At 42.7% G+C, this 26,452-nt stretch carries 24 protein-coding genes and 1 pseudogene; 17 read left to right on the top strand and 8 right to left on the bottom strand.

Annotation, left to right across the window (positions count from 1 at the left end; translation table 11 throughout):
• Positions 1–2: 2 nt before the first annotated feature.
• From SNE25_RS01960 to SNE25_RS01910, 11 genes are all read left to right on the top strand, one after another.
• The gene (locus SNE25_RS01960) at positions 3–551 is read left to right on the top strand and encodes a glucosaminidase domain-containing protein (RefSeq protein WP_321563410.1); all 549 of its coding nucleotides are present in this window, start codon (positions 3–5) and stop codon (positions 549–551) included.
• 64 nt (positions 552–615) lie between these two features.
• A complete protein-coding gene (locus SNE25_RS01955; protein ID WP_321563409.1) occupies positions 616–1,446 on the top strand; it encodes a glucosaminidase domain-containing protein in 831 nt (276 codons plus the stop codon).
• 186 nt (positions 1,447–1,632) lie between these two features.
• Positions 1,633–2,433, top strand: coding sequence for a peptidase associated/transthyretin-like domain-containing protein (locus SNE25_RS01950; protein ID WP_321563408.1), 801 nt, complete (start codon positions 1,633–1,635; stop codon positions 2,431–2,433).
• 289 nt (positions 2,434–2,722) lie between these two features.
• A complete protein-coding gene (locus SNE25_RS01945; RefSeq protein WP_321563407.1) occupies positions 2,723–3,745 on the top strand; it encodes a DUF3078 domain-containing protein in 1,023 nt (340 codons plus the stop codon).
• Between the two features lie 400 nt (positions 3,746–4,145).
• Entirely contained in the window at positions 4,146–5,474 is a 1,329-nt protein-coding gene (ffh, locus tag SNE25_RS01940; RefSeq protein ID WP_321563406.1) for a signal recognition particle protein, read from the top strand.
• 170 nt (positions 5,475–5,644) lie between these two features.
• Positions 5,645–7,255 carry a M1 family metallopeptidase gene (locus SNE25_RS01935; RefSeq protein WP_321563405.1) on the top strand — a complete coding sequence of 537 codons (1,611 nt, stop codon included), beginning with the start codon at positions 5,645–5,647 and terminating at the stop codon, positions 7,253–7,255.
• Positions 7,256–7,484: 229 nt separating this feature from the next.
• Positions 7,485–9,119 carry a carboxylesterase/lipase family protein gene (locus SNE25_RS01930; RefSeq protein WP_321563404.1) on the top strand — a complete coding sequence of 545 codons (1,635 nt, stop codon included), beginning with the start codon at positions 7,485–7,487 and terminating at the stop codon, positions 9,117–9,119.
• Positions 9,120–9,232: 113 nt separating this feature from the next.
• Positions 9,233–9,817, top strand: coding sequence for a Crp/Fnr family transcriptional regulator (locus tag SNE25_RS01925; protein WP_321563403.1), 585 nt, complete (start codon positions 9,233–9,235; stop codon positions 9,815–9,817).
• A 70-nt stretch (positions 9,818–9,887) separates the two neighbouring features.
• Positions 9,888–10,859: a quinone oxidoreductase family protein gene (locus SNE25_RS01920; RefSeq protein ID WP_321563402.1), complete on the top strand. Its 972-nt coding sequence runs from the start codon at positions 9,888–9,890 to the stop codon at positions 10,857–10,859.
• A 36-nt stretch (positions 10,860–10,895) separates the two neighbouring features.
• Complete coding sequence (locus SNE25_RS01915) at positions 10,896–11,024, top strand: hypothetical protein (RefSeq protein WP_321563401.1); 129 nt, start codon at positions 10,896–10,898, stop codon at positions 11,022–11,024.
• 213 nt (positions 11,025–11,237) lie between these two features.
• Positions 11,238–11,633 (top strand): hypothetical protein, encoded by a 396-nt coding sequence (locus tag SNE25_RS01910; RefSeq protein WP_321563400.1) that lies wholly within the window; start codon positions 11,238–11,240, stop codon positions 11,631–11,633.
• A 72-nt stretch (positions 11,634–11,705) separates the two neighbouring features.
• Here SNE25_RS01910 and SNE25_RS01905 read toward each other — a convergent pair whose 3' ends face one another.
• Positions 11,706–12,209 carry a M15 family metallopeptidase gene (locus SNE25_RS01905; RefSeq protein ID WP_321563399.1) on the bottom strand — a complete coding sequence of 168 codons (504 nt, stop codon included), beginning with the start codon at positions 12,207–12,209 and terminating at the stop codon, positions 11,706–11,708.
• 211 nt (positions 12,210–12,420) lie between these two features.
• On the opposite strand from SNE25_RS01905, the pseudogene SNE25_RS01900 reads away from it, so the two are divergent.
• The 4 genes and pseudogenes from SNE25_RS01900 to SNE25_RS01890 all read left to right on the top strand — a co-directional run bounded on the left by SNE25_RS01900 (position 12,421) and on the right by SNE25_RS01890 (position 13,413).
• Positions 12,421–12,722, top strand: a pseudogene (locus SNE25_RS01900) (magnesium chelatase domain-containing protein).
• 10 nt (positions 12,723–12,732) lie between these two features.
• Positions 12,733–12,864: a magnesium chelatase domain-containing protein gene (locus SNE25_RS31810; protein WP_407666979.1), complete on the top strand. Its 132-nt coding sequence runs from the start codon at positions 12,733–12,735 to the stop codon at positions 12,862–12,864.
• Positions 12,861–13,292 (top strand): ATP-binding protein, encoded by a 432-nt coding sequence (locus SNE25_RS01895; protein ID WP_321563398.1) that lies wholly within the window; start codon positions 12,861–12,863, stop codon positions 13,290–13,292. Before SNE25_RS31810 ends, SNE25_RS01895 begins: the two co-directional genes overlap by 4 nt.
• Positions 13,258–13,413 (top strand): magnesium chelatase subunit ChlI family protein, encoded by a 156-nt coding sequence (locus SNE25_RS01890; protein WP_321563397.1) that lies wholly within the window; start codon positions 13,258–13,260, stop codon positions 13,411–13,413. The genes SNE25_RS01895 and SNE25_RS01890 overlap by 35 nt, the downstream gene beginning before the upstream one ends.
• A gap of 25 nt (positions 13,414–13,438) precedes the next feature.
• On the opposite strand, the gene SNE25_RS01885 is transcribed toward SNE25_RS01890, so the two are convergent.
• The 3 genes from SNE25_RS01885 to SNE25_RS01875 form a co-directional block, all read right to left on the bottom strand.
• Complete coding sequence (locus SNE25_RS01885) at positions 13,439–13,651, bottom strand: hypothetical protein (protein WP_321563396.1); 213 nt, start codon at positions 13,649–13,651, stop codon at positions 13,439–13,441.
• Positions 13,652–13,841: 190 nt separating this feature from the next.
• Complete coding sequence (locus SNE25_RS01880) at positions 13,842–15,629, bottom strand: cellulase family glycosylhydrolase (protein ID WP_321563395.1); 1,788 nt, start codon at positions 15,627–15,629, stop codon at positions 13,842–13,844.
• A gap of 33 nt (positions 15,630–15,662) precedes the next feature.
• Positions 15,663–17,072, bottom strand: coding sequence for a glycoside hydrolase family 30 protein (locus tag SNE25_RS01875; protein WP_321563394.1), 1,410 nt, complete (start codon positions 17,070–17,072; stop codon positions 15,663–15,665).
• A gap of 269 nt (positions 17,073–17,341) precedes the next feature.
• Between SNE25_RS01875 and SNE25_RS01870 the strand changes: the two genes are divergently transcribed.
• Positions 17,342–17,716 (top strand): response regulator, encoded by a 375-nt coding sequence (locus tag SNE25_RS01870; RefSeq protein ID WP_321563393.1) that lies wholly within the window; start codon positions 17,342–17,344, stop codon positions 17,714–17,716.
• A 264-nt stretch (positions 17,717–17,980) separates the two neighbouring features.
• On the opposite strand, the gene SNE25_RS01865 is transcribed toward SNE25_RS01870, so the two are convergent.
• Both SNE25_RS01865 and SNE25_RS01860 read right to left on the bottom strand, forming a co-directional pair.
• On the bottom strand, positions 17,981–20,950 hold the full coding sequence (locus SNE25_RS01865) for an outer membrane beta-barrel protein (protein ID WP_321563392.1): 2,970 nt from the start codon (positions 20,948–20,950) through the stop codon (positions 17,981–17,983).
• A gap of 212 nt (positions 20,951–21,162) precedes the next feature.
• Positions 21,163–21,849, bottom strand: a complete 687-nt coding sequence (locus tag SNE25_RS01860; protein ID WP_321563391.1) for a collagen-like domain-containing protein — start codon at positions 21,847–21,849, stop codon at positions 21,163–21,165.
• Between the two features lie 200 nt (positions 21,850–22,049).
• On the opposite strand from SNE25_RS01860, the gene SNE25_RS01855 reads away from it, so the two are divergent.
• The gene (locus SNE25_RS01855) at positions 22,050–22,322 is read left to right on the top strand and encodes a hypothetical protein (RefSeq protein ID WP_321563390.1); all 273 of its coding nucleotides are present in this window, start codon (positions 22,050–22,052) and stop codon (positions 22,320–22,322) included.
• Between the two features lie 112 nt (positions 22,323–22,434).
• Here SNE25_RS01855 and SNE25_RS01850 read toward each other — a convergent pair whose 3' ends face one another.
• The gene (locus tag SNE25_RS01850; protein WP_321563389.1) at positions 22,435–25,080 is read right to left on the bottom strand and encodes a zinc-dependent metalloprotease; all 2,646 of its coding nucleotides are present in this window, start codon (positions 25,078–25,080) and stop codon (positions 22,435–22,437) included.
• An 82-nt stretch (positions 25,081–25,162) separates the two neighbouring features.
• Positions 25,163–26,410 carry an aspartyl protease family protein gene (locus SNE25_RS01845; protein WP_321563388.1) on the bottom strand — a complete coding sequence of 416 codons (1,248 nt, stop codon included), beginning with the start codon at positions 26,408–26,410 and terminating at the stop codon, positions 25,163–25,165.
• Between the last annotated feature and the right edge of the window lie 42 nt (positions 26,411–26,452).

The raw sequence follows: 26,452 nt of genomic DNA, 5'->3' as shown, positions 1-26,452 counted from the left end.
TTATGAAGAAAATCTTACTGATTACAACATTGTTGATCTCAACATTAGCTGCTTCAGCGCAAAAAAACACTTCAACATCTTATATCGAGAAATTTAAAGACGATGCCGTGCGTATTATGCACGAAACCGGGATCCCGGCAAGCATTGTTTTAGGCGTAGCCATGCATGAGTCGGGTTGCGGCAACAGCAACATCGCCCAAAAGTTAAACAACCAGTTTGGCGTAAAAGGCGGTGGTGGCGCGGTTTATACCAAACACAATAAAAAAGTACGTACACCCTACAAAAGATACGATTCTGTGCTGGATTCGTTTCAGGATTTTGCCCGCATCATGACCGAACGCAAGCAATTCAGCCACCTGGCCGACGCGCTTACCCATTATGATTATTTGGGCTGGGCAAAAGGCATACAACGCAGCGGTTATGCTGGCAGTCGCAAGTGGGCATCGCAGGTACTTGGTATTATTAAAAAATATGACCTGCATGACCTCGACGAAAAACCCGCAGACAGTTCAAACGTGGCCACCCGGCCGCAATTAGCAGAAACAAACTGATAAATACATTTATAAATCTTATTTTGGCATATTTATTAATGCCTTACAGCAAGGTTTAAACTGTATGCGAAAACTACTTTCATTATTATTTATAGCCGCTATTGGCCTGAGCTCGTGCTCGTCACACAAAGGAACCATTTCAAACAGGCAGGTTCGCCGTAACAATAACACCATTCAGAAGGAAAACAAGGACGCGGCCAATTACCAGTCCTATACATCTTTGTCATACATTGAGCGCTTTAAAGGTATTGCCATACAGGAAATGAACCAGAACGGTATCCCGGCAAGTATTACGCTGGCGCAGGGACTGTTTGAATCGGGCAGCGGCAACAGCGAACTGGCCCGGTATGCCAACAACCATTTCGGTATTAAATGCACCAGCGACTGGCGCGGCAGAAGCTATTATAAAGACGATGACAGCGCCAATGAGTGCTTCAGAGTATATGACAACCCGGATGATTCCTATCGTGACCACTCTGCTTTCCTGAAACGTAAAAACTACGCCAGGCTTTTTGAATTGGATAAGAACGATTATGAGGGCTGGGCCCGCGGCCTAAAACAGGCTGGCTATGCTACCAACCCCAAATATCCCGAAATGCTTATCAATATTATTGTACGGTATCACCTTGACCAGTACGACCGGCCCGAAGGAGAAATAGCCAAAATTAAACGCGAAGACCGTGTGCTGTCGCAAATTAATAGTAGCATTGGCAAAACCACTACAGATATCATCCCCCAAACCAGCCCCGACGATAAAATATATACCGTTAAACAGGGCGATACACTATACAACATATCAAAGCGTTTTGGAATAACAGTTGATGAACTAAAAGCGTTAAACAGTATAGCTGATGACCACATTGCTATTGGCCAAAAACTTATAGTGGTGAAGTAGGGATAAAGATGTGAGAATTAAGAGAAAAGAAAGATATCATGCTGAGCCCGTCGAAGCATGGTGGGCAGGGCCTCTGCGCGCGACCCTTCGACAAGCTCGGGGTGAGACCCTCTCTTTTCTTGCTTCCTGACTCTAACCTCTTGTCTCTTTCATCTCACATCAACCTGTTAATTGTTGTTAAATAGTATGACCAGGCACTGCCGAACGTTTATTTTTGGCGCCAATATGAAAATATGGCTGCTTTTATTTTTCTTTACGCTATCGGTAACGGTTTTTGCCCAGCAAAAAACCATTGACGGTATTGTGTTTGATAAAGTAAGCAAAGACCGTATTGCCAAGGTAAATGTGCTTAATACCACAACAGGCAAGTCGGTTTATAACACCCTAAAGGGAGAATTTAAAATAGAGGCCCAGCCCGGCGATGTACTTGTTTTTACAAAATCAGACCATCATCCCGATACTTTAAAGATACAAAGCACCGCGCCGCTGGCCGTTTATATGACGCGCAATGCCATTCAGCTTAAAGAGGTTATTGTTCGCGATACCATGCTAAATCCTCAAAAGCAACTCATCGCTACCAAAAAAGATTATACCAAAATTTACGGATCGCTCGATAATCACGACCTGCTTTCGGTAGCGCCGGGCATGGGCGCGGGCATTGGTATTGATGCCTTATGGAACTCTTTGAGCCGCAGTGGCCGCAACGCCGAACACCTGCGGGGCATTATTGAACGCGATTACCGGCAAAACGTTATCGATTATCGTTTTAACCGCACCTATGTAGGGAGTATTACCAATTTGAAAGATGAGCAGCTTACCGAGTTTATGCGTAGATATCGTCCCGGCTATTACCTGGTAACCACCGCCAGCGATTATGAGTTTATTACATCTATAAAAACCAATTTGAAAAGGTTTTTAAGGGCCCCGCGCAGGTATGACCTGCCCGTGTTGGTTACGCCAAAGGCGGAAGATCTGGATAAAAAGTAGTTTAGGGGATAGTCTGTCACCCTTTCTTCGCCTTGTCATCGACCGAAGGGAGAAATCTTATACACCATGACTATCCCGCGTACAAGATTTCTCCTCGTACCTTTCGAGATGACAGTTTGTGAGAGCAGTGGAGGGGCTGTCCGAAGTTTCCAAACTTCGGGAGGCTATACCCGGAAACTTCAATTTCCACTATACCATCCCACCCCACAAAAACAATTTTTTTAAAACCATCGGGCTGATTTTTTATTAATCTGTTATAAAAGGAGATTTTTGCTTTAATTTGTCAACTATGATAAAAACCAGACTTGGCGTACTTTTACTGGTATCTATTACCTTCGGCATTTCGGCCAAAGCACAGCAAACCGACACATTAAAAAGAGACACCGTTAAAATTGATACGGCTCAGATTAACAAATTGCGGATAGATTCGCGCAAAAATGCCGTCCCTACCCGGGTAAGGCCCGTACAGATCCAGAGGGCACAGGTGCCCCTTACTATGCTTGATTATAAAGTGAACTACTGGAAGAAGGTGATCACCTTCGGGCTTAACTTCAGCCAGTCGGCCTTTAGCAGCAATTATAGCGCGGGTGGTGTGAACGCCGTTGCACTCGGTAGTAACTTTATTTATCATACCGAGTATAACAAGGCCCCGTTTAGTTATGTATCTGAACTGAACCTGCTATACGGTGTATCGAAAAATAAAGGGCAAGGCAAACGTAAAACGAATGACCGTATATTTTTTGATAACAAAATAGCCTCGCAATTATCCAAAAACTGGTACATATTCGGATCGTTAACCTTCGAGTCGCAGTTTGACAAGGGTTTTAACTATGTCGATATGGGGAATGGTGTAATAGATGCGCAGTATATCTCCAACTTTATGTCGCCGGGATATTTAACAGAATCTGTCGGTTTTGAGTACAAACCAACCAATTATTTCGATCTGCGTTTGGGTACTGGTACCGCCAAGCAAACCTTCGTATTAGATCATGACATACACCGGTTCCAGGTAGATAATTATGGTGTAGATACCCTTAAAACAGTAAAAAACGATCTCGCGTTCCAGATGGTTGCCCTGTTTGATAAGGATATCATGAAAAATATTCACCTCAATACCCGCTATGCGTTATTCATACCCTATGGGCAAGAGCTTAAATATATAACCCACCGTGTGGATATGGTGCTGTCAGCCCGTGTAAACCGGCTAATCAATGTAACCGTCAATGGTACGTTGTTATACGATAAACATACATCGGCTGATGCTCAGGCAACAGAGGGCCTGGCATTGGGTATGTTATACAGGTTCCCGTAGATTTAAAGAAAAATTTAGTAAATTTGTATATACAAACAGCCCGGCTTTCCTATCAGGAAAGCCGGGCTGTTTTGCTGAATGGAGAGCATAAAATAACCAGACGTTTTTTGACAATGTTATTGTAAGCCAAAACATTAATACTTTTTAAAAAATCAAAAAGCCGCGTATTTTTTGTTAAAATGAATTGTTTTTGATGGTTTTCATTCGGTTTATGAATGGTTTTTATCCGGGTTGGATACTGAAAACGGGTATAATATGTTAAAATAGAACTTTAAAAAGTTTTGCCGGGTGTATCATGGGATGGCTTTTCAAAATGCGCCGTCAATTCTAAATTAATTCAACGGATATATTTCAAAATCATACCTTTGTAACCTTTAAAAGATTAAAGTACTTTATTATAATGTTTGAAAATCTTTCGGATAAACTCGACAGGGCGTTCAAGGTCCTGAAGGGTCAAGGAACTATTACTGAAATAAACGTGGCCGAAACCATGAAGGAGATACGCAAAGCCCTTCTGGATGCTGACGTTAACTATAAAACCGCCAAAGCCTTTACAGATGATGTAAGGCAAAAAGCACTGGGACAGAACGTGTTAACAGCAGTTTCGCCGGGTCAGTTGCTTACCAAACTCATGAACGATGAGCTGGCCGAACTAATGGGGGGCACCACCGCCGAACTTAATTTTCCGGCTACGCCTACCATTATACTGATTGCCGGATTGAACGGTGCGGGTAAAACCACCTTTACCGGTAAGCTGGCCAATTACTTAAAAACGCAAAAAAACAAAAAGCCGTTACTGGTTGCCGATGATATTTACCGCCCAGCGGCTATTGACCAGCTGGAGGTTTTAGGCCAGCAGATAGGTATCCCGGTTTATGCCAACCGCGAATCAAAAGATCCGGTTGCTATTGCCCGCGAAGGTATTGCCCAGGCTAAACAGAACGGCAACAACGTGGTGATCATTGATACCGCCGGTCGTTTGGCTATTGACGAAGCCATGATGGTGGAAATTGAACAGGTAAAAGCTGCTGTTAACCCTCATGAGATCCTGTTTGTGGTCGATTCGATGACCGGTCAGGATGCCGTGAATACCGCTAAAGTGTTCAACGACAGGCTTGATTTTACCGGCGTGGTATTAACCAAGCTTGATGGTGATACCCGCGGTGGCGCGGCGTTGTCTATAAAATCGGTGGTGAGCAAGCCTATCAAATTCATAGGTACCGGCGAAAAGATGGAAGCGCTCGACGTTTTCCACCCCGATCGTATGGCATCCCGTATCCTGGGCATGGGCGACGTGGTATCATTGGTAGAACGTGCGCAACAGCAGTTTGACGAAAAAGAAGCCGCCGAACTGCAAAAGAAGATCCGTAAAAATAAGTTTGATTTCAACGATTTTTACAGCCAGATACAGCAGATCAAAAAGATGGGTAACATGAAAGATCTGATGGGTATGATACCTGGCGTAGGCAAAATGATGAAGGATGTGGAGGTTGATGATAATGCCTTTAAAGCGATAGAGGCCATTATTCAATCCATGACCCCGTTTGAAAAATCAAACCCCGAAACCATTAATCAAAGCCGCCGTACACGTATAGCCAAAGGTTCCGGAACCGATCTGGCCGAGGTAAACCGCCTCATGAAACAGTTTGACGACATGAAAAAGGTGATGAAGCAAATGAGCAACCCGGCAGCCATGGCCAGCATGATGCGCAGGATGCCGAAGATGTAATTAATGCGCCCTGTTTGGGGCGCTATTATAATATTATATAAAAGTACAGGGTTGTGCGATTCCCTCTCTTGGGAGCGAATAAAGATCTTCGGACCATCGGTATCAGCGACAGCTAACCATTGCTTTTTTATTAGCTTTGTGTTCATCTAAACATTCAGAACACCGGTAACATGCGTAAATATATTGCCCTTTGTGCAGCGCTTATCGTATTTCAATTCTCGGGACATGCCCAAATTCCAGGGGCAGCTATTGATGTTCTGCATTATAACTTCGCCCTGCAGCTAAATGATACAGATAATAACATAAATGGGCAGGCTGCCATTACTGTAAAATTTTTAAAAAGCACGGGTGAATTTAACCTCGACCTGGTTAAAAAAAATGCTGAGGGCAAAGGCATGCTGGTTGCGGGGGTTACCGAAAATGGCAAAAAGCTAAAATTTGTGCAGAATAGCGGTAATGTTAAAATATACACCAACGCTAAATTAAACAGCATACATAACTATAAGGTAAGTTACTCGGGTGTCCCGGCTGATGGATTGATTATATCTACTAATAAATTTGGGCACCGTACTTTTTTTGGCGATAACTGGCCAAACCGCGCGCATAACTGGCTTCCCTGTGTAGATGTACCTGCCGATAAGGCTTCCGTTGACTTTGTGGTTACCGCGCCCGATCATTACCAGGTAATATCAAATGGGTTAAAAATAAAAGAGCAGCAATTACCCAATCATTTAAAACTTACCCATTGGCATGAGGCAACGGTATTGCCCACTAAGGTAATGGTGATTGGAGTTGCAGCATTCGCCATTGAGCACCAGGGTGATGTAAATAAAATCCCGGTTTATACTTATGTTTTTCCGGAGAGTAGGGCTGTGGGCTTTAAAAGCTATTCGGTTGCTAAAGAGATATTGCCATTTTTTATAAACAAGGTTGGTCCGTACAGTTATGAGAAGTTGGCCAACGTACAGTCAAAAACCATATTTGGGGGCATGGAAAATGCCAGCGCCATATTTTACTTTGAAGAGTCGGTAACGTCGCCGGAGATTGAGGAATTAATGGCCCATGAAATTGCACACCAGTGGTTTGGTGATGGCGCCAGCGAAAAAAGTTTCTGGCACCTGTGGCTCAGCGAGGGTTTTGCTACTTATATGACCAACCTGTACCTCGAAAATAAATACGGTGCCGATACCCTGAAAAAGCGTTTAATTGCTGACAGGAAAAAGGTACTGGATTTTGAAAAGAAGCGTCTTACCCCTGTGCTTGACAGCGCCGTAAAAAGCGACTATATGCAACTGCTAAATGCCAACAGTTACGAAAAAGGCGGTTGGGTATTGCACATGTTACGCCGCAAACTGGGCGACGACCTTTTTTGGAAAGGGATACGTAACTATTACGCCAAATACAAGGGCAGCAATGCTAATACCGACGATCTGCGCCGGGTAATGGAGCAAACCAGCGGGCAGGACCTGAAACAATTTTTTAACCAATGGCTGCGTACCGCGGGGCATCCGGATTTAAATGTGGCCTGGCATTATGATGCAGGTAAAGGGGTGATAAACTTTGCTGTTGAGCAAACACAGCAAACACCTTATGAGTTCCCTTTAACGTATGCTGTTGACGGTAAGCTCTATACTGCAACTATAAAAGATAAGATAAATAATTTTGAAATTCCCGCGAAGGCGGCTCCTGCTGACGTAATTTTTGATCCTGAGGTGAATTTGCTGGCCAGCTTTAACAATGTTAACTGGCTTGAGCTTATGTTAAAATATAAAGTACAGTAACAATTTTGTGGTACGCGATTTCAGGCATCATTAAATTTACACTGATGCCTTGATTTATAAGAATTTATAATTATCATTGTGTAATACCTACACAATGATAATTATAGAAAAAGCATCCGCTTAAGCATATATTTCTGCTAAGAGTGATTTGTCTGTAATATCGGTTTAGGTTTTGTTATTCAGGCTCCCGGATAATCAATAAACCAATTATACTAAACCAGATAAAGTCATGAAGAAAATCTCTACAATTAGGGTGCTTTTGGCCATTTGCCTGCTGCCCGCTTACGGTTATTGTCAAAATAAAAACAGCGATGATGCTATTGTTGCCGGTAAGGATATAGCCGTAACCAATACTGATAACGGGCAGGTGGCTGGCTATATCCATAAAGGGATTTATATTTATAAGGGTATCCCCTACGCTACTGCCGAGCGTTTTATGGCACCGCAAAAACCTGCTCCTTGGAAGGGCATCAGAAGCTCAAGGTCATACGGCCCGGTTTGCCCTACCGATGTAACCACGCAGGTAAATGATCCATCGGAATTTGCTTATCATCATGACTGGGGTTATAGCAGCGAAAAATGCCAGGTACTCAACATCTGGACAAAAGGGCTTAACGATGGCAAAAAGCGGCCGGTAATGTTCTGGATACACGGTGGCGGTTTTACGGCCGGCTCATCAATCGAACTGCCCTCCTATGATGGTGAAAACCTAACCCGCAAAGGCGATGTGGTGCTAGTATCCATCAATCACCGCTTAAATGTGCTGGGTTTCCTGGATATGTCGGCCTATGGCGATAAATACAAGTCGTCGCCCAATGCCGGTATGCTTGATATCGTGGCTGCTTTACAGTGGGTTAAGCAAAACATAGCCCAGTTTGGCGGCGATCCGGACAATGTGACCATCTTTGGTCAGTCGGGTGGCGGTGGTAAGGTATCAACCCTGATGGCTGCACCATCAGCAAAAGGGCTGTTCCAAAAAGCCATTGTACAGAGCGGCAGTTATGTAAACAACTTTTTAGATAACGCTATTGCCAAAAGAGTTTCAGCCCAATTACTGCAAGAGCTTAACCTGCAACCCGCACAGGCAGATTCATTACAAACCGTGCCGTACGACCGCCTGTATGCCGCCAGTAAAAAAGCCATGAAAAAGGTATCAGACGCATTAAAGGCCGAAGGTAAAAACCTTCCGGGCTTTGGGTTAGGCTGGGGACCTATATTGGATAACAACTTCCTGTCTTATCAGCCGGGCGATGACGCCGCGTTGGCTTTGTCAAAAGATGTACCGCTGCTGGTAGGCTCTACCAAGAACGAGATTTTTGCATCGGCCATGAACCCTGCGTTAAAGGAGTATTCAATAGACTCGATCAAAACCTATTTGCAAAAAACATATGGCGATAAAACGGATGCCTACATGGCCGAGGTTAAAAAAACCTATCCTAACAGCACCCTAAAACCATCAGACTATGTTGATATCGATCTGCGTTTCAGGCCGGGGGTAGTAAAACAGGCTAATGCCAAATCGGCATCAGGAACCGCTCCGGTTTACACCTATTTGTTCACCTGGCAATCGCCGGTATTGGATGGTACGCTTAAGGCCATTCATTGTATGGACTTGGCTTTCCAGTTTAACAATATAGACCGTTGCGAAGAAATGACCGGTGGCGGCAAAGAGGCTTATGCGCTGGCCAACCGCATAAGTCAGGCCTGGATAAATTTTGCAAGAAACGGTGACCCCAATAATAAAGACCTGCCAAACTGGCCAAAATATACCGAAGCCAATGGGGCAACTATGATATTTGATAACCAGTGCGTAGTAAAAAGTAACCCCGACAAGGGCCTTTTGCAAATAGTTGCTGCCAAATAAAAATGATTTAATCCATAGCAAAGGCCACTTTAGCAAAGGCCTTTGCTATGGATAAATCGGCGCTTAACAAATCAAATCCGGGTCTTATCTTTAGCATATCAATTAAATAAGTTATGCTTTTTCATTTTAGAAATAAGTTTCCGGAATTAAATTCATTTTGGGATAAATACCTGGAATATCAGCAGCGAATGGAGGTGCCGGCCAAAACTATTTTGCTGGAAGAAGGAAAGGTGTCTGGCCAATATATTTTTATTGAAAAGGGTTGTGTGCGAACATTTTTTAACAATAAGGGCGATGATAAAACAGTCCAGTTTTTTTTCGAAAATGAAGGCCTTGCCTCCTTCGACAGTTTTATTAACAACACACCGAGCCCGTTTACTATCGAAACATTAGAACCATCGATAGTTTATTTGCTCCCCAAACAATATGTTACCCAACTGATGGGTGAGTTAAGCCAGAAACCTTACTTTTTAGAAATGATACTGCAAGTATCGGCCATTAGGCAAATGCATTACATTAACGAGTTTGTTTCGTTTATCAGGGATACACCCGAAGAGCGGTATCAAAATCTTTTGAATGAAAGGCCACATATTGTACAGCGCGTCCCGCAGCATTATATCGCCTCTTACCTGGGTGTAAGCACGGTTCATTTAAGCCGTATCAAAAGCAAACTCGCGAAAGGCAAACCACATTTCTGAACTTGATAACATATGTTATCGTCCCAACGCTACTTCAGCTTTTAATTTTGTGTTAACAAAAAGAAGAAAGATGAAAGCAGCAGTAATGTACGAAAAAGGAGAATTACCTCAATATGTTGATTTTCCTGAACCAATAGCTCAAAACAGCGACGAAATAGTAGTAAAGGTAAGGGCCGTTGCTATTAAACACCTTGATAAGGGGCGCGCCGCCGGAAAGCATTATTCAAGTGATACACCCGGGGCTGAGGGCCGCGTTATTGGGGGCGATGGTGTTTGCTTACTTGATGATGGAACCAGGGTATACGGCATGGGTGTAAGCGGAATGCTGGCAGAAAAAGCCACTATCCATAAAGACCGGATAGTTAAAGTACCAACAGAACTGGATGATGCAACGGCAGCGGCTTTACCCAATGCGATTATTGGCGCGGCAATGGGCTTGCGGTTTAAAGCCGATATTAAGCCTGGAGATGTGGTGCTGATTAATGGAGCGACAGGTTTTACCGGGCAGGTAGCTGTACAGATAGCACAATATTATGGCGCTAAAAAAATCATTGTTACTGGCAGAAATCCAGAGTCGCTTAATAGCTTGTTAGCGCTGGGTGCGGACGAAACGATTTCTGTTATGCAGGATGATGAACCATTTAAGGCACAGGTTAAGGCCATTCATACACAAACCCCTTTTGATATTATTATAGATTACCTGTGGGGACATACAGCAGAGATGATACTTGCCTGTATAAAAGGCGATGGTTCATTTACAAATAAAATAAGATATGTTTCGGTAGGTAGCATGGCGGGAGACCTTATCCAGCTGTCGGCGGCCAATTTGCGAAGTGTGGACCTTCAATTAACCGGGTCTGGTCTTGGTGGCTGGTCAAAGCAACAGGTTGGTTTGCTTTTTTCAGAGATGCTTCCGGAGATGTTTCAATTGGCCGCAGAAAGAAAACTCAGGGTTCGAACGATCAGCGTAAAATTGATAGATATCGCTGACCTCTGGAATTTAGATGTACCCAACGGGCAACGGCTCGTAGTTGCCATTTAACTTGTTCTCACCACTCTGTAGATAAACTTTACCGTTATGATAGCCGCATTATTAATAGCCGCGTGGTCGTTTATTGCCATTAGGTTTCGTAAATCCGGATGGTTTAAAACCACCATGATCCGGGTGTTAAAATCAGGCAAAAGAAGGAAAATCAAAGCGCGCTGATATTTGCCAATATTTAATGAGTAAGCATAATTTTTTAACTATTATGTGTAGGTTATATTATATAAATGCAATTGCCGCATTTTTAGTGCTTCTTGTTAAAAAAGTGTTTAAATTGATATTATTTATTAATTTAACGCAATAAAATTTTATTAAATGACGTTATAGCCATATATAATATCATAAACCTATTTATTAACCTTAACCCCCAGCATCATGAACACTGCAAGATTTTATAAATCCGTGTATGTAAGTTTTTACAGGTGGAGCTTTAAAAATTTCGGTCAGGTAAGTTTGCCACGTTTTAATTCGCTTTTTGGCGTGAGTTTCCTGATGATCATTTTATTAACAAATCTGATGTTGATGGTTCAGCTTTGTTTAAGATCGGGTTGGTTTAATTTTAATATCACTACGGGCACGTTTATTCTCTTCGGTGCGGTAGGCGCCCTGCTGTTAAACTATTTTATATTGCTAAATAATAAAAGGCTTAGAACGCTCAATCTGGCCTTCGAAAAAATGAGCAGGAGGCATCAAAGCGTATGGTCGGTAATAGTTTTGGCCAGTGTTGTTTTTTCGTGTGGCCTTTTCCTGTTTACAACAATGGCGCGATAAGAAAAAAGGGAATCAATATTAAAAAGCCCTGTTTGTAATCAAACAGGGCTTTTACTTTTAATAAAAGATTGGCTATATATTTACGTATTGCGTTCCGGGTATAAAATCACCTGCATTGTGTTTAACCAGGAGGGCTTTCCAGTTAAAGCCAAATGTTTTTTCAAAATGTGGTGCATCGGCCAGCTTTTTAAAATCGCCTCCCCATGTCCAGCCGTGTTCTTTCATAGTTGCAGCCACACGGCGCCATAGCGGGCCAACGTCCCAATCGTCATGACCATTGGTTATCATTTTAAAATCAAAAGCCAGGCCATAATTATGATAGCTGCTTCCGCCAGGGGCATTGGTGACAATATTTCCGAAAGGTTTTGAAGGGCTCCTTCCATCGGGATTCACTTTCGTTCGGCCCAGTTTAAAAAGCTCGTCAGATTCTTCAAACGTGCGTAATGATTGCGTTACGGTAATCTGAACATTAGGATGATCTAACAAATCGGTTTGACAAATTGTCCAGGCGGCAATGGCATCATCAATTAGCTTCGGGTGAAGCAAATTGAAAAACTTTTGTGATTGAGGGTCCATGGTAGTGGGGTTAATAAATGATAAGAAAGATTAATAATTGGCCTTGTAAAACTTTTCGACGCTGAAAGTCAAAGCATTAATATACAAAACATTACGTCGCTATCTAAGGGAAGAACGTTATTGTCCAAAATTGGTGAATTATCACAAAATCATTCCGCTTTTTCACCTAACTAAAAAATATTTATCTTTCGCTTGATTTAAACTTATCACAGTGTTAGTTAAAACTTTTGGGAGCGCGGTTTATGGTATTGAGGCTATTACCATAACAGTTGAGGTAAATATAGCCGCGGGAACCAAATACTTTATTGTTGGCCTGCCCGATGTTGCGGTTAAAGAAAGCTATTTCCGTATAGAATCGGCCCTGAAAAATTGCGGTTTCCGGATGTCCCGCCAGCAGGTAGTGGTTAATATGGCCCCGCTGATATTAAAAAAGAAAGTTCATCGTATGACCTGACCATTGCTTCGGGTGTTTTGGCCGCTTCTGGGCAAATAGAACCCGAGAACATGGAATAAGTACATCATCATGGGCGAACTGTCGCTTGACGGCAGCTTGCAGCCCATTAAAGGAGCTCTGCCCATAGCTATACAGGCCCGCAAAGATGGCTTCAAAGGATTTATTCTCCCAAACAAAATGCGCGTGAAGCAGCCATCGTGAATGATCTGGAAGTTTATGGCGTGGAGAGCATCAAAGAAGTAGCCGGGTTTTTCAACGGAGATATTAACATACAGCCCGAAGTAGTAAATACCCGCGAAGAGTTTTATAATAGCCTGAGCAATTATGACAGCGATTTCAGCGAAGTAAAAGGCCAGGAAGATATTAAACGCGCGTTGGAAATTGCTGCCGCCGGCTGGCACAACGTGATACTGATCGGTCCGCCGGGAGCAGGTAAAACCATGCTTGCCTGCAGGCGGCCATCTATTTTGCCGCCGCTGAGTTTATACGAATCATTAGAGACTACCAAAATCCATTCTGTTGCTGGCAAGCTGGCCGCAGTCGATGCTTTAGTTACCATAAGGCCATTCCGTTCGCCGCACCATACCATTAGCGATGTGGAAACTGGGCCTTTCCGCACGTGCTTATAATCGTATATTAAAGGTATCCCGCACCATAGCTGATTTGGCCGGGAGTGAAGAAATTAAGCTGGAACACCTGGCCGAGGCAATACATTTCAGGAGTCTGGACAGAGAGGGCTCGGCCGGGTAAGGGTAAAATCCTCAGCCGGGAGTAACTAAGATTTTACCCCAAGTAATTCTTTATACTGTTTAAGTGTATCTTCCTGGCCGGAAAAATTATCCCATACTTCATTAACAATGTGATGGAAATCCTGAGGTTTAATATCTCCTTTACAGGCAAACGTATTTCCTTTTGTGGTGATTAAACAATAACTATCGGCTTTTAAGATACTTTTAAAAGCCCTGAATGCAAAAAGCAACTTTTTCATCTAAATTATCTATTTAATCTTATACGTGTAATTCCGCATAATATGTTTTAACATGCAATAAAAAAGGTGATTATTTTTAATTGAAGAGTATTTAAAGGAATATTTAGGCCCAGCCAACTTTTATCGGAGCATCACCTGCTCCAGTAGGTGATGCTCGGCTTTTTTGTTAATCATTATAGAATTATAAAGTTTACTTAGCCTTCCAAAAGCGCAGCCAATGCAAATTATAACCGCCCTTATTGGCATAAACCCGTACCTTATTGCTGCCTGCTTTTAAACGTATATCCTTTACGGTGATAACCTGCCAGGCTGTGAGCCCCCCAGTGTTAGGCACGGCCTCCTCTTTGGCTTGGTCGGCGCCGTTAACGTTTAGTGATAGCTTAGCGTCATCAATGCCCGATGCCAGTTTTAAGCCAACCGAGTAAATACCAGCTGTTTTTACCTGCAGGGTGTATTGCATCCATTCGCCGGTTTCAATATGATCAACATAATAGCTATTGTAGGCGGTTGAATCTTTGCTGATGTCTACCCCATCGTTACGGTAAACGCGACCATGGTTGCCAATGCCCGGTTTTCCCGATGTATGATAATCGGCGGTGTCGGTGTCAAAATAAGCAAATCCATTACGACCCAGGTCATAATCAACCGCATTGATGATGGTGCCGTTGATAACCTTATTGGCTTTAAAGGGTTTGGTCGCCGCAGAAAACGGCTGCCTGAAAATAGCATCTATTACATCGTGATGAATAATGGCATTCTCCAGTTTGGCGTAAGTTGCCATTTCGAGCGTGCCGCTATATACATTGCTTTCGTTTGGCTTATGTTTACCCGTGTTCAGGTAATTGGTAACATCATCATAATTCAAGTTTGATGGTATTTCGATTGGGTTGTTGTTTCCCATTTTTTTCAATGGCCACAGAGCCCAGCCAATATTATTCTTTTCTAAAAGACGAATGGCTTCAGTAAGCCAGACATTAGAGTTTTCACCAGTTTCGCCGAGCCACACCGGAACGTTATACTGGTCGCGGGTTTTGATGATGTGCTCAATAGATTTTTGGTCGTTAAAATTCCAGTATTTATGGAAACTGAGCACCATGTTTTTATCCCACGGTGGCAATATGCCATTGTAATTATTCCCCCATCCATTGCCTTCAATAATAATGATGTGCTTTTTATCGATAGCGCGAATAGCCGTGGTAATATCAACCATTAGTTTTCTCAACGGCGCGTTTGTTTTTTCCTTCAGGCCATTTTTATCATTCTCCCGATCGTCAAAACCCCAGTTGGGTTCATTTATAATATCATAAGCGGCTATATTAGGTTCATTTTTATACCGCTCGGCCAGCTTGCGCCAAAGCGCTATCATCTTTTGCTTATTGGCTTCGCTGTCCCATAACGAAGGATTATCAGGGTTACGATCGGATATGTTCAAATCATTACCCTGGCCGCCCGGAGCGGCATGCAGATCAAGTATCAGGTACATGTGATTGGCTTTGCACCAGGCCAGCAGGTCATCCGTCATTTTAAAGCCCTTGTCAATCCAGGTATTTTTTCCGGCAACAGGTTCTTTCTCAATAGGCAGGGTATAAAGGTTATAATGCATGGGCAAGCGTACAGAGTTAAATCCCCAGCGATGCATGGAGTCGATATCTATTTTACGCGTGTTGTTGGCCAGCCAGGTATCATAAAACTCCTTTGTTTCGGCTGGTCCCATCAGTTCTTCCAGCCGCTCGCGGATGCGGTACTGGCGGCTATCTTTATTAACATGCAGCATATACCCCTCCTGCAGCATCCAGCCGCCCAGGCCCATACCACGTAGCAGGACGTTTTTGCCACTTTCATCAACTATTTTCTTGCCATCGGCCCGTAAAAAAGTCTGGGCACTGGCTTGCATTGCAATAAGCGAAACAGGTAAAGCCAGGAGCAATACCCTTACAGCAGGCTTTAGTAACATATTTTTAAAACGATGTAGTATCATGATATACTTAGGTTATTAATGATCAATGTTGTTTTACCAGATATAAGTACCTACCGAGCCTTTATCTAAAGTTGTTGATAAGGCTTTGCCCTGATATTTGATGTTGAAACTCTGAGCGGAGTCGCTTGTATTGGCAACTATCAAAACCTTTTTACCATCCGGGGTTTTAAAGGCCACATTCGGCAGCTTATCAGAATTGTTGGAGGCAATACGAACAGAACCCGGGCGCACAAACTTGGAGGCGTGTGCTATGGAATAATAAGCAATGTTTCTTTTTATGGCGTCTTTATCAATAGTAACCGCGCCCTGGCACGAGGGGCAACCACCCCTGTCGGTATATGGTTTATAATCCGGATCGGCAGCGAGGTTCCATTCCAGTACGTTGCGGCTCCAGTTGCGGGTAGCGCCAATAATAAGGCGTTTAACGGGCGATATGATATCGATAGTAGCACTGTTTTCAGGCTCAACCACCATTTGCTCGGTGAAATAAATGTTTTTATCGGGGTGGGCGTTATGTACATCTGTTAAAGCCTCAATGTCGCCACCGTATAAGTGAAAGCCCGAACCGTCGACATATTTACGTGCGGCAGGATCATTCAAAATAAAAATGGGATAATCGGGTCTGTCGGCATTATGGTCATAAAGGATGATTTTGGTTTTGATACCCGTAGCTTTAAAAGCCGGACCGAGGTTGCTTTTTATGAATAATGCTTCATCCGGTGCGGGCAGTAATAAGCTGGGATTATTACCCGGGTGCAAAGGCTCGTTCTGAATGGTAATGGCATCAATAGGAATGCCCTGTGCTTTCATGCCCTGAATGTATTTAACCAAGTATTTGGCATAAGTAGTGTAATATTCGGGTTTTAACCGGCCGCCCCTTGTATCCTCATTAGTTTTCATCCACGCCGGCGGCGACCATGGAGACCCTAATATTTTTATGGCAGGATTAATAGCCAGTATCTGTTTCATTACCGGTATCACATCCCGGCGGTCGGGACCCAGATCAAAATGTTTCAGGGTTGGGTCGGTTTGGCCGGCTGGCATGTCATCATATGAAAATACCTTCTCGTTCAGGTCAGACGCTCCGATACTTAACCGGATATAGCTAACACCTATATTGTTGCCATTGGTGGCAAAAAGCTCTTTTAACAACGCGGCCCGGTTATTGGCACTCATACGTATAATATGCATGGCACTACCACCTGTTAATGCAAAGCCAAAACCATCTATAGGCTGGTAGGTTTGCTTATCATCAACATTTATGGTAAAGTTGTTATTACCGGTGGGTTTAAAGGATAAAACATCCTTTTGCTTTTCAAACAGAACAGACCGGTCGGCTTTAGTTAGCCACAGGCTGGCCTGCATGTTTTTTTGCGCGTTAACGGCCGTTGCAGCACCCAGTAAAAGGGGCCACAAAAACACTGATCTGATTTTTTTGTTCATACTCTAAAATTTGGCAGGCTTGCGTTGAAGCAATTCGGTTTATAAATAAGGCTATAACAGGAGTAGTAAATTTATTATTGTTTTTAATAAATGCCTACATAAAATACTGAATAACTAATATATTATGAAAGTGTAAATTATACACTATTTTAAATATAAACTTTTTATAAAATATGTCGAACTGATGTGGCAAATTAATTTATAGCCATACACAATGTAAATTTGATTATGTTTAAATTTATTCATAGTTTCAATTCTGGAGTACTCGTATGAAAGAGCCGCAAAAAAAGATCATCATATTTGATGATGATGAAGATATACTTTCGATTTGTAGTTATATTTTGGAAGAGCAGGGATGGGAAGTGCACTCTTTTACCAATTGCAATAATATAATTGACAAGGTTTCGCCTATTTTACCCGATGTGATCCTGATGGATAACTGGATACCCGATGCCGGGGGTATTGTTGCTACACAAACATTAAAAAAAACGGAAGCATTAAAACATATACCGGTTATATATTTTTCGGCCAATAGCGATATTCAAATGCTGGCAAACAATGCAGGTGCCGAAACCTATCTGGCTAAACCTTTTGACCTGGAAGAACTTGAACGGGTTATCAAAAATGTATTGATAACGAATTAGCCGTAAATGTAATTAAACAAAAAGCCCCGTCTGAAAAGAAAGGGCACTGAAAAAGTCCAATTAATATGTGAGGTAAAAAGGAGGGCTTAAAAAAATCAATTTGATACGTTGAGAATCGTTTATACGACTCGGCGATTAGACTTGTAGGCCTATAAGACAAGGAAAAGGGGTTGTTCGTGCTTATTGAACAACCCCTTCATTTTTGCCGGATTTTCCGGGACTTTTTCAGTGCCCTCCTGAAAAGACGGGGCTTTTTGTTTAAAATTATTCTGGTCCTCCCCCCGGAACACCAGGAGCGCCGCCCGGTCCGCCAGATCCACCGCCGTCACGTCTTCCGCCGCCATCTCTAAATCGTCTTCCGCCCATATCACCATCCTGTACCGGAGCTTTACCGGCAAATTTTTGCAGGCGTAAAGTAAAGGTTAGCAGGAAATAACGGGCCAGGCGGTTAACGCGTGTTTGTGTAATGGAACTGGCCGTTGGAACAGATGTAAAACCAGTGTTCTGGTTAAATAAGTCGAACCCCGAAAGGCGAAGAGTTGCAACCTTGTTTTTCAGGAATCTGCGCTCCACGTAAAGGTTCAGGATGTTTGGATTGGTTACCTTAATATCGGAGGTATAACCATAGTTGGTAGCTTTTGAATAGTCGTAGCTAAATACCCAGTCGCCAAAGTAGTTTTTTCCGTTTACGCCTACGTTCCATGTTCTTACATTTGATATGGCATCGTTAAACGTTTGTTTTACAGAGTTGCTGGTACGGTTAATGGCGTAATTAGTTAAAACCTGGGCGTCAATTATATTTGGCAAGTCGACTCTGAAACGTATTTCGGGAGTAAAAACAAGGTTTTTAGCAAGGTTCTTTTGTATGGCTGCGTCAATTTCCTGCTGAGTGGCACTCAGCGGATCACCTTCTACATTTGTTAAATAACCTACATTATTATTATAAGTAGCCGTACCATTAAGGGTTACGGTGTATTTACGCTCGGCCCATGGCTTAGAGAAAGTGACACGGCCCGATACGTTATAATAGCCATCTGCATTTAAATACTGCGTTAAAATTTTGCTTGATGCACCTGGCGTGGTCGAACTAATGGTATTGGTGACTACCTGGTTGCTTACCTGCTGATAAGACAGGTTGGCAAAGAATACATCACCTGTAGCAAAACTGAAGTTGTTGTACCTGATGGAAAAATTGTTTGTAAAAGCCGGATTAAGGTTCGGGTTACCCATAACAGGATAAAACGCGTTGGTGTAATCGAGTACGGGTTGCAGCTGACTAAACGTTGGCGCCGCATTTGATCCGTTATAATTAACACTGAATGCCTTGCTGCGCGAAAAATTATAAATAAACCGGGCCGTAGGAATAAAGTTAAAGGTTGATTTATGTGTTTCGATACCGGTTAAAGGTGATTCGCCATCTAAAACGGAGGGCTGTACACCGAGGCCCAACGTATAGTTATATTTTTTTTCAACAAAGCGGTAGTTTAAACCCACTCTATTGGTAGTAAAGGTATAGTTGTACTGGTTACTCAATAACTCCGACCGGTTAAAGTTATTACTTACAAGATTTAAGGTATCCGTTTCTTTATTATTTGCTGTAATGGCATTATTAAAGGCATAATTCAATTCAAGATATGAACGCTGGCCAAGCGGTTCCAGATATGATAAGTTTACACCGTAGCTATTGGTACGACTGTAGGTATTTGTCATCTGGTTTATAGGAACATTGGGTTGGCCAACGGTATAACTATAAACCGGGTTTTGGAATGACCAGCTTGGGGCTGAGCTCGCGTTAGCAAAAATGCTTAAATTACGACGATGCTTGAACCGGTGATTATACAATGCCGAAATGCCATAATTAGGGGCCTGCGAGTCGCCGTTGCTAATAGAAGTATATGCAGATGATATGGCTCCGCTTTGACTCAGGGAAGAACTGTCTGCCTCATTGGTATTGGTGCCCCCGTATGAAAACGTAGGTGTAACCTTTAAGTAGTTGACCGTATCGGGCTTATACTCCATGTTCCATGTAAAGCGGTGATTGATATTCTCATCTTTTTCAAGGCTGTACTGACGCTGTTCACTCGACGGGTTTTGTTGGAATATGTTATTGGTGGTTGAAGTAGTATTATCTGCAAAGCTATAGCTGCCATATACAGAAAGATTTTTACCCCACTGATCGCGAAAGTTTATACCGATAGAACGGGCAATCGTGATACCATTCTGAGCTGTTATCAAGCTCCCGGAGTTAAAGCTGCCACGCCCGGCATTGCCACGACCGCCGCCACCGCCAAAGCCGCCGCCCCCACCGCCAAAACCACCACCTCCTCCGCCACCACCACGACTGCCGGTGCTGCCAAAAGAAAAGGTGTTTACGTTGGTGTTATTGAAACTCCCCTGAACCGCAATTTGCTGATCGCCATTAAAGTTGAAAACATTTAATGATCCGATATAACGGTTTTGATTAGGTATGCCCTGGCTTTTGGGCAAAGCGTCTTCACCATCGCCAGCGGTAGCCTGACCGGTGTAGCCGTAGTTTTTGTCTTTCCTGATCGTGATGTTCATGATCTTATCTGGTTCGCCGGTTTTAATGCCGGTTAAGTTTGCCTGATCGCCATAATCATCAATCATTTGTATGTTTTCAATAATGTCTGCGGGCAGGTTTTTGGTTGCGCTCTGAACATCGCCACCCATATAATCCTTTCCATTTATGCGTACTTTGGTTACCTGTTTACCCTGGGTTGTAACATTACCGTTTACATCCACATCAACACCGGGTAGTTTTTTAAGCAGATCCTCGGCGGGAGCGTTTTCTCGCACTTTATAAGCTGCTGCGCTATATACTACGGTATCTTCTTTAAGGGTAACCGGGTTTGCAGCTCCAACAACCGTAACAACGCCCAGCATTTTAGTAGAGGGTTGTAAAATGATATTACCAAGATCAACGGGGCTGTTATCGTTATCAAGCGCGAAGTGTTTTCTTACAGATGTAAAACCAATGGATGATATAGTAAGCGTTATAGTACTGCCTTTAACCGCCGGGAACATAAATTTTCCGTTAGCGTCAGCGATAGACATGGTGCTGTCGCCGGTGTTGGATACCAACTTAATGCTGCTGCCCGGCAATGATAATTTAGTAGAGTCGACAACTACGCCGCTTACATCATGTGAGGATTGAGCAAAAGAGTTGAATGCAGTTAAAAGGATAAAACTTAAAATGAGGAATAGGGGTTTCATAGAGTAGTTATTCAGCTTGCTATTTATTAATTAGTGGTTAGACATAATACGGCTGCAAATGTTCAATTTATAATGTATTAAATAGCAAAAAAGCATATGATTGTTACATTTTGTATGCTAAATACCTATCAATCACATCTTTGTTACACCTGCTATAACAAGAAAAGCCCCGGTCACCGGAGCTTTTCTTGTTATATACATATTTGGTAATATTAATTTATATGCAGGGCGGTTGCAACCTCGCTGTAGTTTTTTAAATTGAGGCGGGGGTGGGCAATCCGCATTGTAGTGAGGCCTCCTCCCGGAATAACCACAACCTTAAAATCAAGACCTGATTGTGAAAAATTTGCTTTAATATTTATATAGCCTACGCCAAAATCAGACAATGTGATGGTTCGGTCCAATTCGCTGTATGGCAAAGCATAATAACCGCCCGTACTGCCTGTAGTTCTGAAATAAACTAAAACCACCCCGCTATCCACTATTTCCTGTGTAATTGCTGGGATGGAGAAGTTGGTAAACCCTGTTAATGTAACGCTTTTATTAACTAATAGGTAGCTTTTAATATTAAGCGTACCATCAGTACCGTCGGCTCCTGCGGGTCCGGTTGGTCCTTGCGGGCCAGTTGGCCCCTGTGGCCCTGCAGGCCCTTGTGGTCCGGCCGGCCCCTGCGGTCCTGTTGGTCCCTGAGCTCCATTGGCTCCATTAGCCCCTGTAGCTCCCGTTGGTCCCGCCGGCCCTTGGGGGCCTGCCGGGCCCTGAGCGCCGGTGTTGCCTTGCGGGCCTTGTGCCCCGTCTGTCCCCGATGTGCCTGCCGGGCCGGGAGCCCCTTTTTTACATGCACCCATACTGAATATGCATATCAATAAAGCAGGAAATAAGAGTCGTAGTTTTGTCATGAACTAAAGGTTTATAATGTGTAGTAACATTTTACGTATCCGGGAATAATTAGTTTCAGCAGTTTGGGGACTGTATTAATTAGTTATTTACCTATGTTGCTTCAAATCAGGAGATTTCATTTAAGAAATGCACAAATGTTACAAAAAAAGTGGCAACAAAATTGCGGTTGTTTTCGTTACACTTAAAAGCTCATTAACCTATGAAAAATATTGGCAGCACATTGCACTCAAAAGTGCACAATTGGATAGATGCAATAGGCTTCCGCCTAAACACATCTCAAACTAACAGGAAAAATAATGTTACAACCAATCATTATTTTTTTGAAACCTTTAATTTTTTTGAAAAGGAAAAAAGAGATCATCCTGAAAGCACAAAGTTTTTATGTTTTGATGCTTACGGAGAAAAAATTAACGTGAAATCGTTGCTTGATCTTCAGGTTGCTTTTTTTGAAAATATAAGCCAGCTTAAATAAAATTATTGGGGCATATTGTTAACCTGATCCATATCGGGTCCGGAATTGATATAAAAAAATCCTGCCTATTTTGTAAGCAGGATGAAGCTAGAGAGTTTAACTAACAGATAACTTATTGGTCAACCATTGTTCGTGGCCAGCAATTCATATAACCACCGCCATTATCTTCTTTAATCAATTCTTCAGTATTTAAGCTCCGCGTCGGTAATGATGGAAAGGACACTATAGGTTTTGGATTGAGCGCCTCTTTGATCCTTAAATGCAGATCGGCGAAATGAGCTGCTGTCAAAGCATCACCACCTTTAGGTAGCCCGGCATCAATTTTCTTTAATTCGGCACGTACCATAGGTCGTATATCAGACAGTGCAATGTTTATTGGCGTTAAACCAAAAGCCGCCAGCTGAGCGCTTGTTACCCCCGGAGGAGAGAAGCTCAAATCGGTATTGAGCAGGTTTTTCATATTGTCAATATATCCGCGTTGCAGGTTTCGTTTAAAGGCATCTGGTTTACCCGTCGTAAAAACACCGGCCCGTATATCCGTAAACAACTCTGCAACGGTATATGCTTTTGTATTGTTTTTGGCCTCGTTATCATACATGCGCGCCAATCTCGACGGATTAAGTATATTAGCCAATACAGTAACCTGCAAAGCTTTTATGCGGTTAAGGATAAGCCCGTTATCAAACTTGCTTAATTCAGCTTTGTTAATAAGCCAAAGCGGGGTTTGGAATAGTTGCTTGTTTAAAAACAGCATAGCATCATGCTGGCGTGTTTTGCTCACAAAATCATATACAGCACCTTTTTGATCGTAAGTTTTAAAGTTTTCGTTCATGCCGCCAATATTGGTGGTTACGTGCCCCATATAACGATTAAACTGACCTATTACTTCATTGTACAGCTCCGCCACATCGCTAAAGTTTTCATCTTTTTGGTAGGTCCACTTTTCAAGATTGGGTAAAATGCGTTTTAAATTGGCTATGCCATAGGTTCCGGCTTTCATGGCATTATCGCCCAGGTCTTCGTTTTGCAAACGCGGGTCAATAGAAGTGCCTTGCCTGCCATAGTAATAAAGTGGGTTGCCAGCCTTTTTATTGGTCCAGCCGGCCAATATCTCTTTCTCCTGTTGTGGTGTTTTATTCTCCGGGAACCAGCTGTATCCCCATTTTATAGCCCAAAGGTCATACTCTCCTATTTGTGGATAAAGGTGGGTAACACCATCACCAGGCTGTGCTATGTAGTTGAAGCGGGCATAATCCATAATAGAGGGCGCTGTACCATGCTTGTCGGTAAATGTTTTTGACCGGAGTGAGTCAACCGGATAGGCATAACTTGAACCAAAATTATGCGGCAGGCCCAAAGTGTGCCCAATTTCATGTGATGAAACAAAGCGGATAAGTTCGCCCATTTGCTCATCAGTAAACTGTGCTTTACGCGCGTTTGGATTAATGGCGGCAGTTTGTATCAGGTACCAGTCGCGAAGCAGGCTCATCACATTATGGTACCAGCCTACATGGCTTTCCAGAATTTCGCCGCTTCGCGGGTCAGACACATGGGGGCCGTAAGCATTTTCAACATCCGATGCAAAATACCTGATTACGCTGTAGCGGGCATCTTCCGTACTAAACTCAGGATCCTCTTTCGGGGTTGGGGCTTTTTTGCCTACAATAGCATTTTTAAAGCCCGCAGCTTCAAAAGCCTTGTTCCAGTCGTTTATTCCCTGAATAAGATAAGGCACCCATTTTTTAGGAGTAGCAGGATCAATATAATAAACTATTTTCTTTTTGGGTTCCACCAGTTGGCCTTTTGCATACGCAACAGGGTCTTTAGGCTCAAGCCTCCAGCGGTGTATATATCCGGTCACCAATGATTTTTGTGCATTGGTTCCATAGTCAGTTTGCCGTTGTCCAAAAAAGCCAACCCGCTCATCGCTGATCCGCGCTTTCATGGGTGTTTTGGGCAATAACAACATAGATGTGTTGAGCTCAAACGTTACAGCACCGTTAGTGTTATCAGTAGGCGATTCGCCCGAACGATAAGTTTTCAGGCTATGGGCTTCCAGATTTATGGGGAAGCTTTTAATGGTATCAATATATGACCGGGTATTATCAACACCTGAAATTTTATAAGCTTTTTTTACATCATCACTTAATCCTATTGCGGTTATATCGCCATTATAAAAATCGGTAACATCAATCAGCACGCCTGTTGTGTCTTTGTTAAAGGCTTTAATATCAAACGAAGCCAGTACTGCATCAAGATTTGAATTTTTAACCGATTGGTACATGTCGGTAGTGCTGTCGGCCCTTATAGAATAACTGGGTACACGTATCATTATTTGTTTATCATGGCGCTCCCATTTCCATACCTGGCTATTTAATTGCTCGCCACCATATTGCTGCCCAAATGTTTTTAGCCCACCGGGCGTTTTAACATAGCGGGTAACTACCAGCATTTCGCGGTTAATTAATGAATCAGGTATTTCATAATAATATTTCCCTTCTACCTTGTAGGTGTTAAAAAGGCCGCTATCTGTCTTTGTTTTGTCGGTTATAACCTCACTGAACTTTTTTATAACGTCTTTTTTAGGTGTGCCAACTGTTGCTGTTGATACTGTACCTGTTGGACTTGTTGTGGTTTTAAGCGTTAAGGATTGATTTTGGGCTGCAGTTTGTTTTTTTGTGGCGCAAGAGCTGGCTAACATAACAAGTATGCAAGCAGCACCGCAGAAATAACGACCTGCCGGGGAGTATTTTTTCATTTATCAGAATAGTTTGAGTGGTAAACTTAATTAAAATATTGGCTTTAAAATGTGTTAATAGCAACAAATGATAAGGGGGATATCATATTCGCCGCTTTAGTGTGAGTATAACTTTATCGTACTTTTTATCATGGTACACATCAAGCAGAAGGCTGCGGTCGGCCCTTGATTTAAATATTTCGTCGATTTCCTCGAGGGTCATTTTTGCTACGGGTTTAAAATTAATGTTCACAATTTCATCATCCCTCTCCAGCCCCACCTCATCGGCGGCCGACCCGGGTTCTACCCTGTTTATAATTATACGGTCGAAATGATCGCCGGCGGCATAGTATTCAAGGCCGCTCATATCATGTTCAAAGGGATCGCGAAAATGTGAACCGGTTTTTAAATACATGGTATTATGGGCATAATCTAATATAACAGAAAATCGCTTCAATACGCCAATGCCCAAATTACCATCTCTTTTAACCGATACTTCATTCATATTATTAGTAGTGTCGGGAAAAGAGGCTATAACGTTCTTAATTTTAAACTTACCTATTTCAAGTGATTCCACCCGGCCTATATAGCCATTGATGGGGCCGTTTAAACCAATACCCAGATTGGCCGAAGCAATAAATTTTTGCGGCAGCCCGTAGCGGGGTATAATGTTTTCAAGCGAAACCGGATGCCCGGCTCCCAGATCAATAATTAGTTTACTTTTTATATTCTCTCCGCTTTGAAGCTTTACCCATGTTTCAACATAGGGTTTCCTGTCTTCAATGGTAATAGGTATGGCAACTCCTTTCCTGAATACTTTGAGGTCCTTCGGTCGCCAAACCGTTAGTGTACTATCCTGAACATTGATTTTAACGGCCAGATTATTAAAAAATTCATACCCGAGTAAACCATGTATAGGCATTCCAGCATATCCCGATAAGCTAAAAAGATCTTTTTTTAGTATGGCGGCGGCCACGTCATAACTTACCAGGCCTGGTATTTCTACATCAAGGGGCGAAGTAACATAGGCCTCCGAGTCCTCGCCTTCTCCCAGTCCGGGTATTTTTAGGGTGCGTTTATTAGGAATAGGGATAGAATCGGCTAATTTAGGATCTGTTATGATCATAAGGCCTACTCCGGTATCTAATATAAAATTATAAGGTCCTCTATGATTAATATGTAGCTTTACTACCATAAGGCTACGTACCAGGTGAAAGGGGATGGTGATCTTTTTTTTATGATAATCGAGGTCAAAGTACTGAGCCTGAGCCGAAAAAAAACAAAACGAGAATAAACATACCAGCCAGAATGCCCGGAATTGCTTTAATTTATGAAATAACGCAAGTAACAAGTTGGTATATTAATCGGTATATTAAATTTACAACAATAATTG

This window comes from Mucilaginibacter sabulilitoris (genome assembly GCF_034262375.1).
GTDB lineage: Bacteria > Bacteroidota > Bacteroidia > Sphingobacteriales > Sphingobacteriaceae > Mucilaginibacter > Mucilaginibacter sabulilitoris.
Note: the sequence above shows the minus strand (reverse complement) of the source record. Positions and strands in the feature narration are given on the sequence as shown.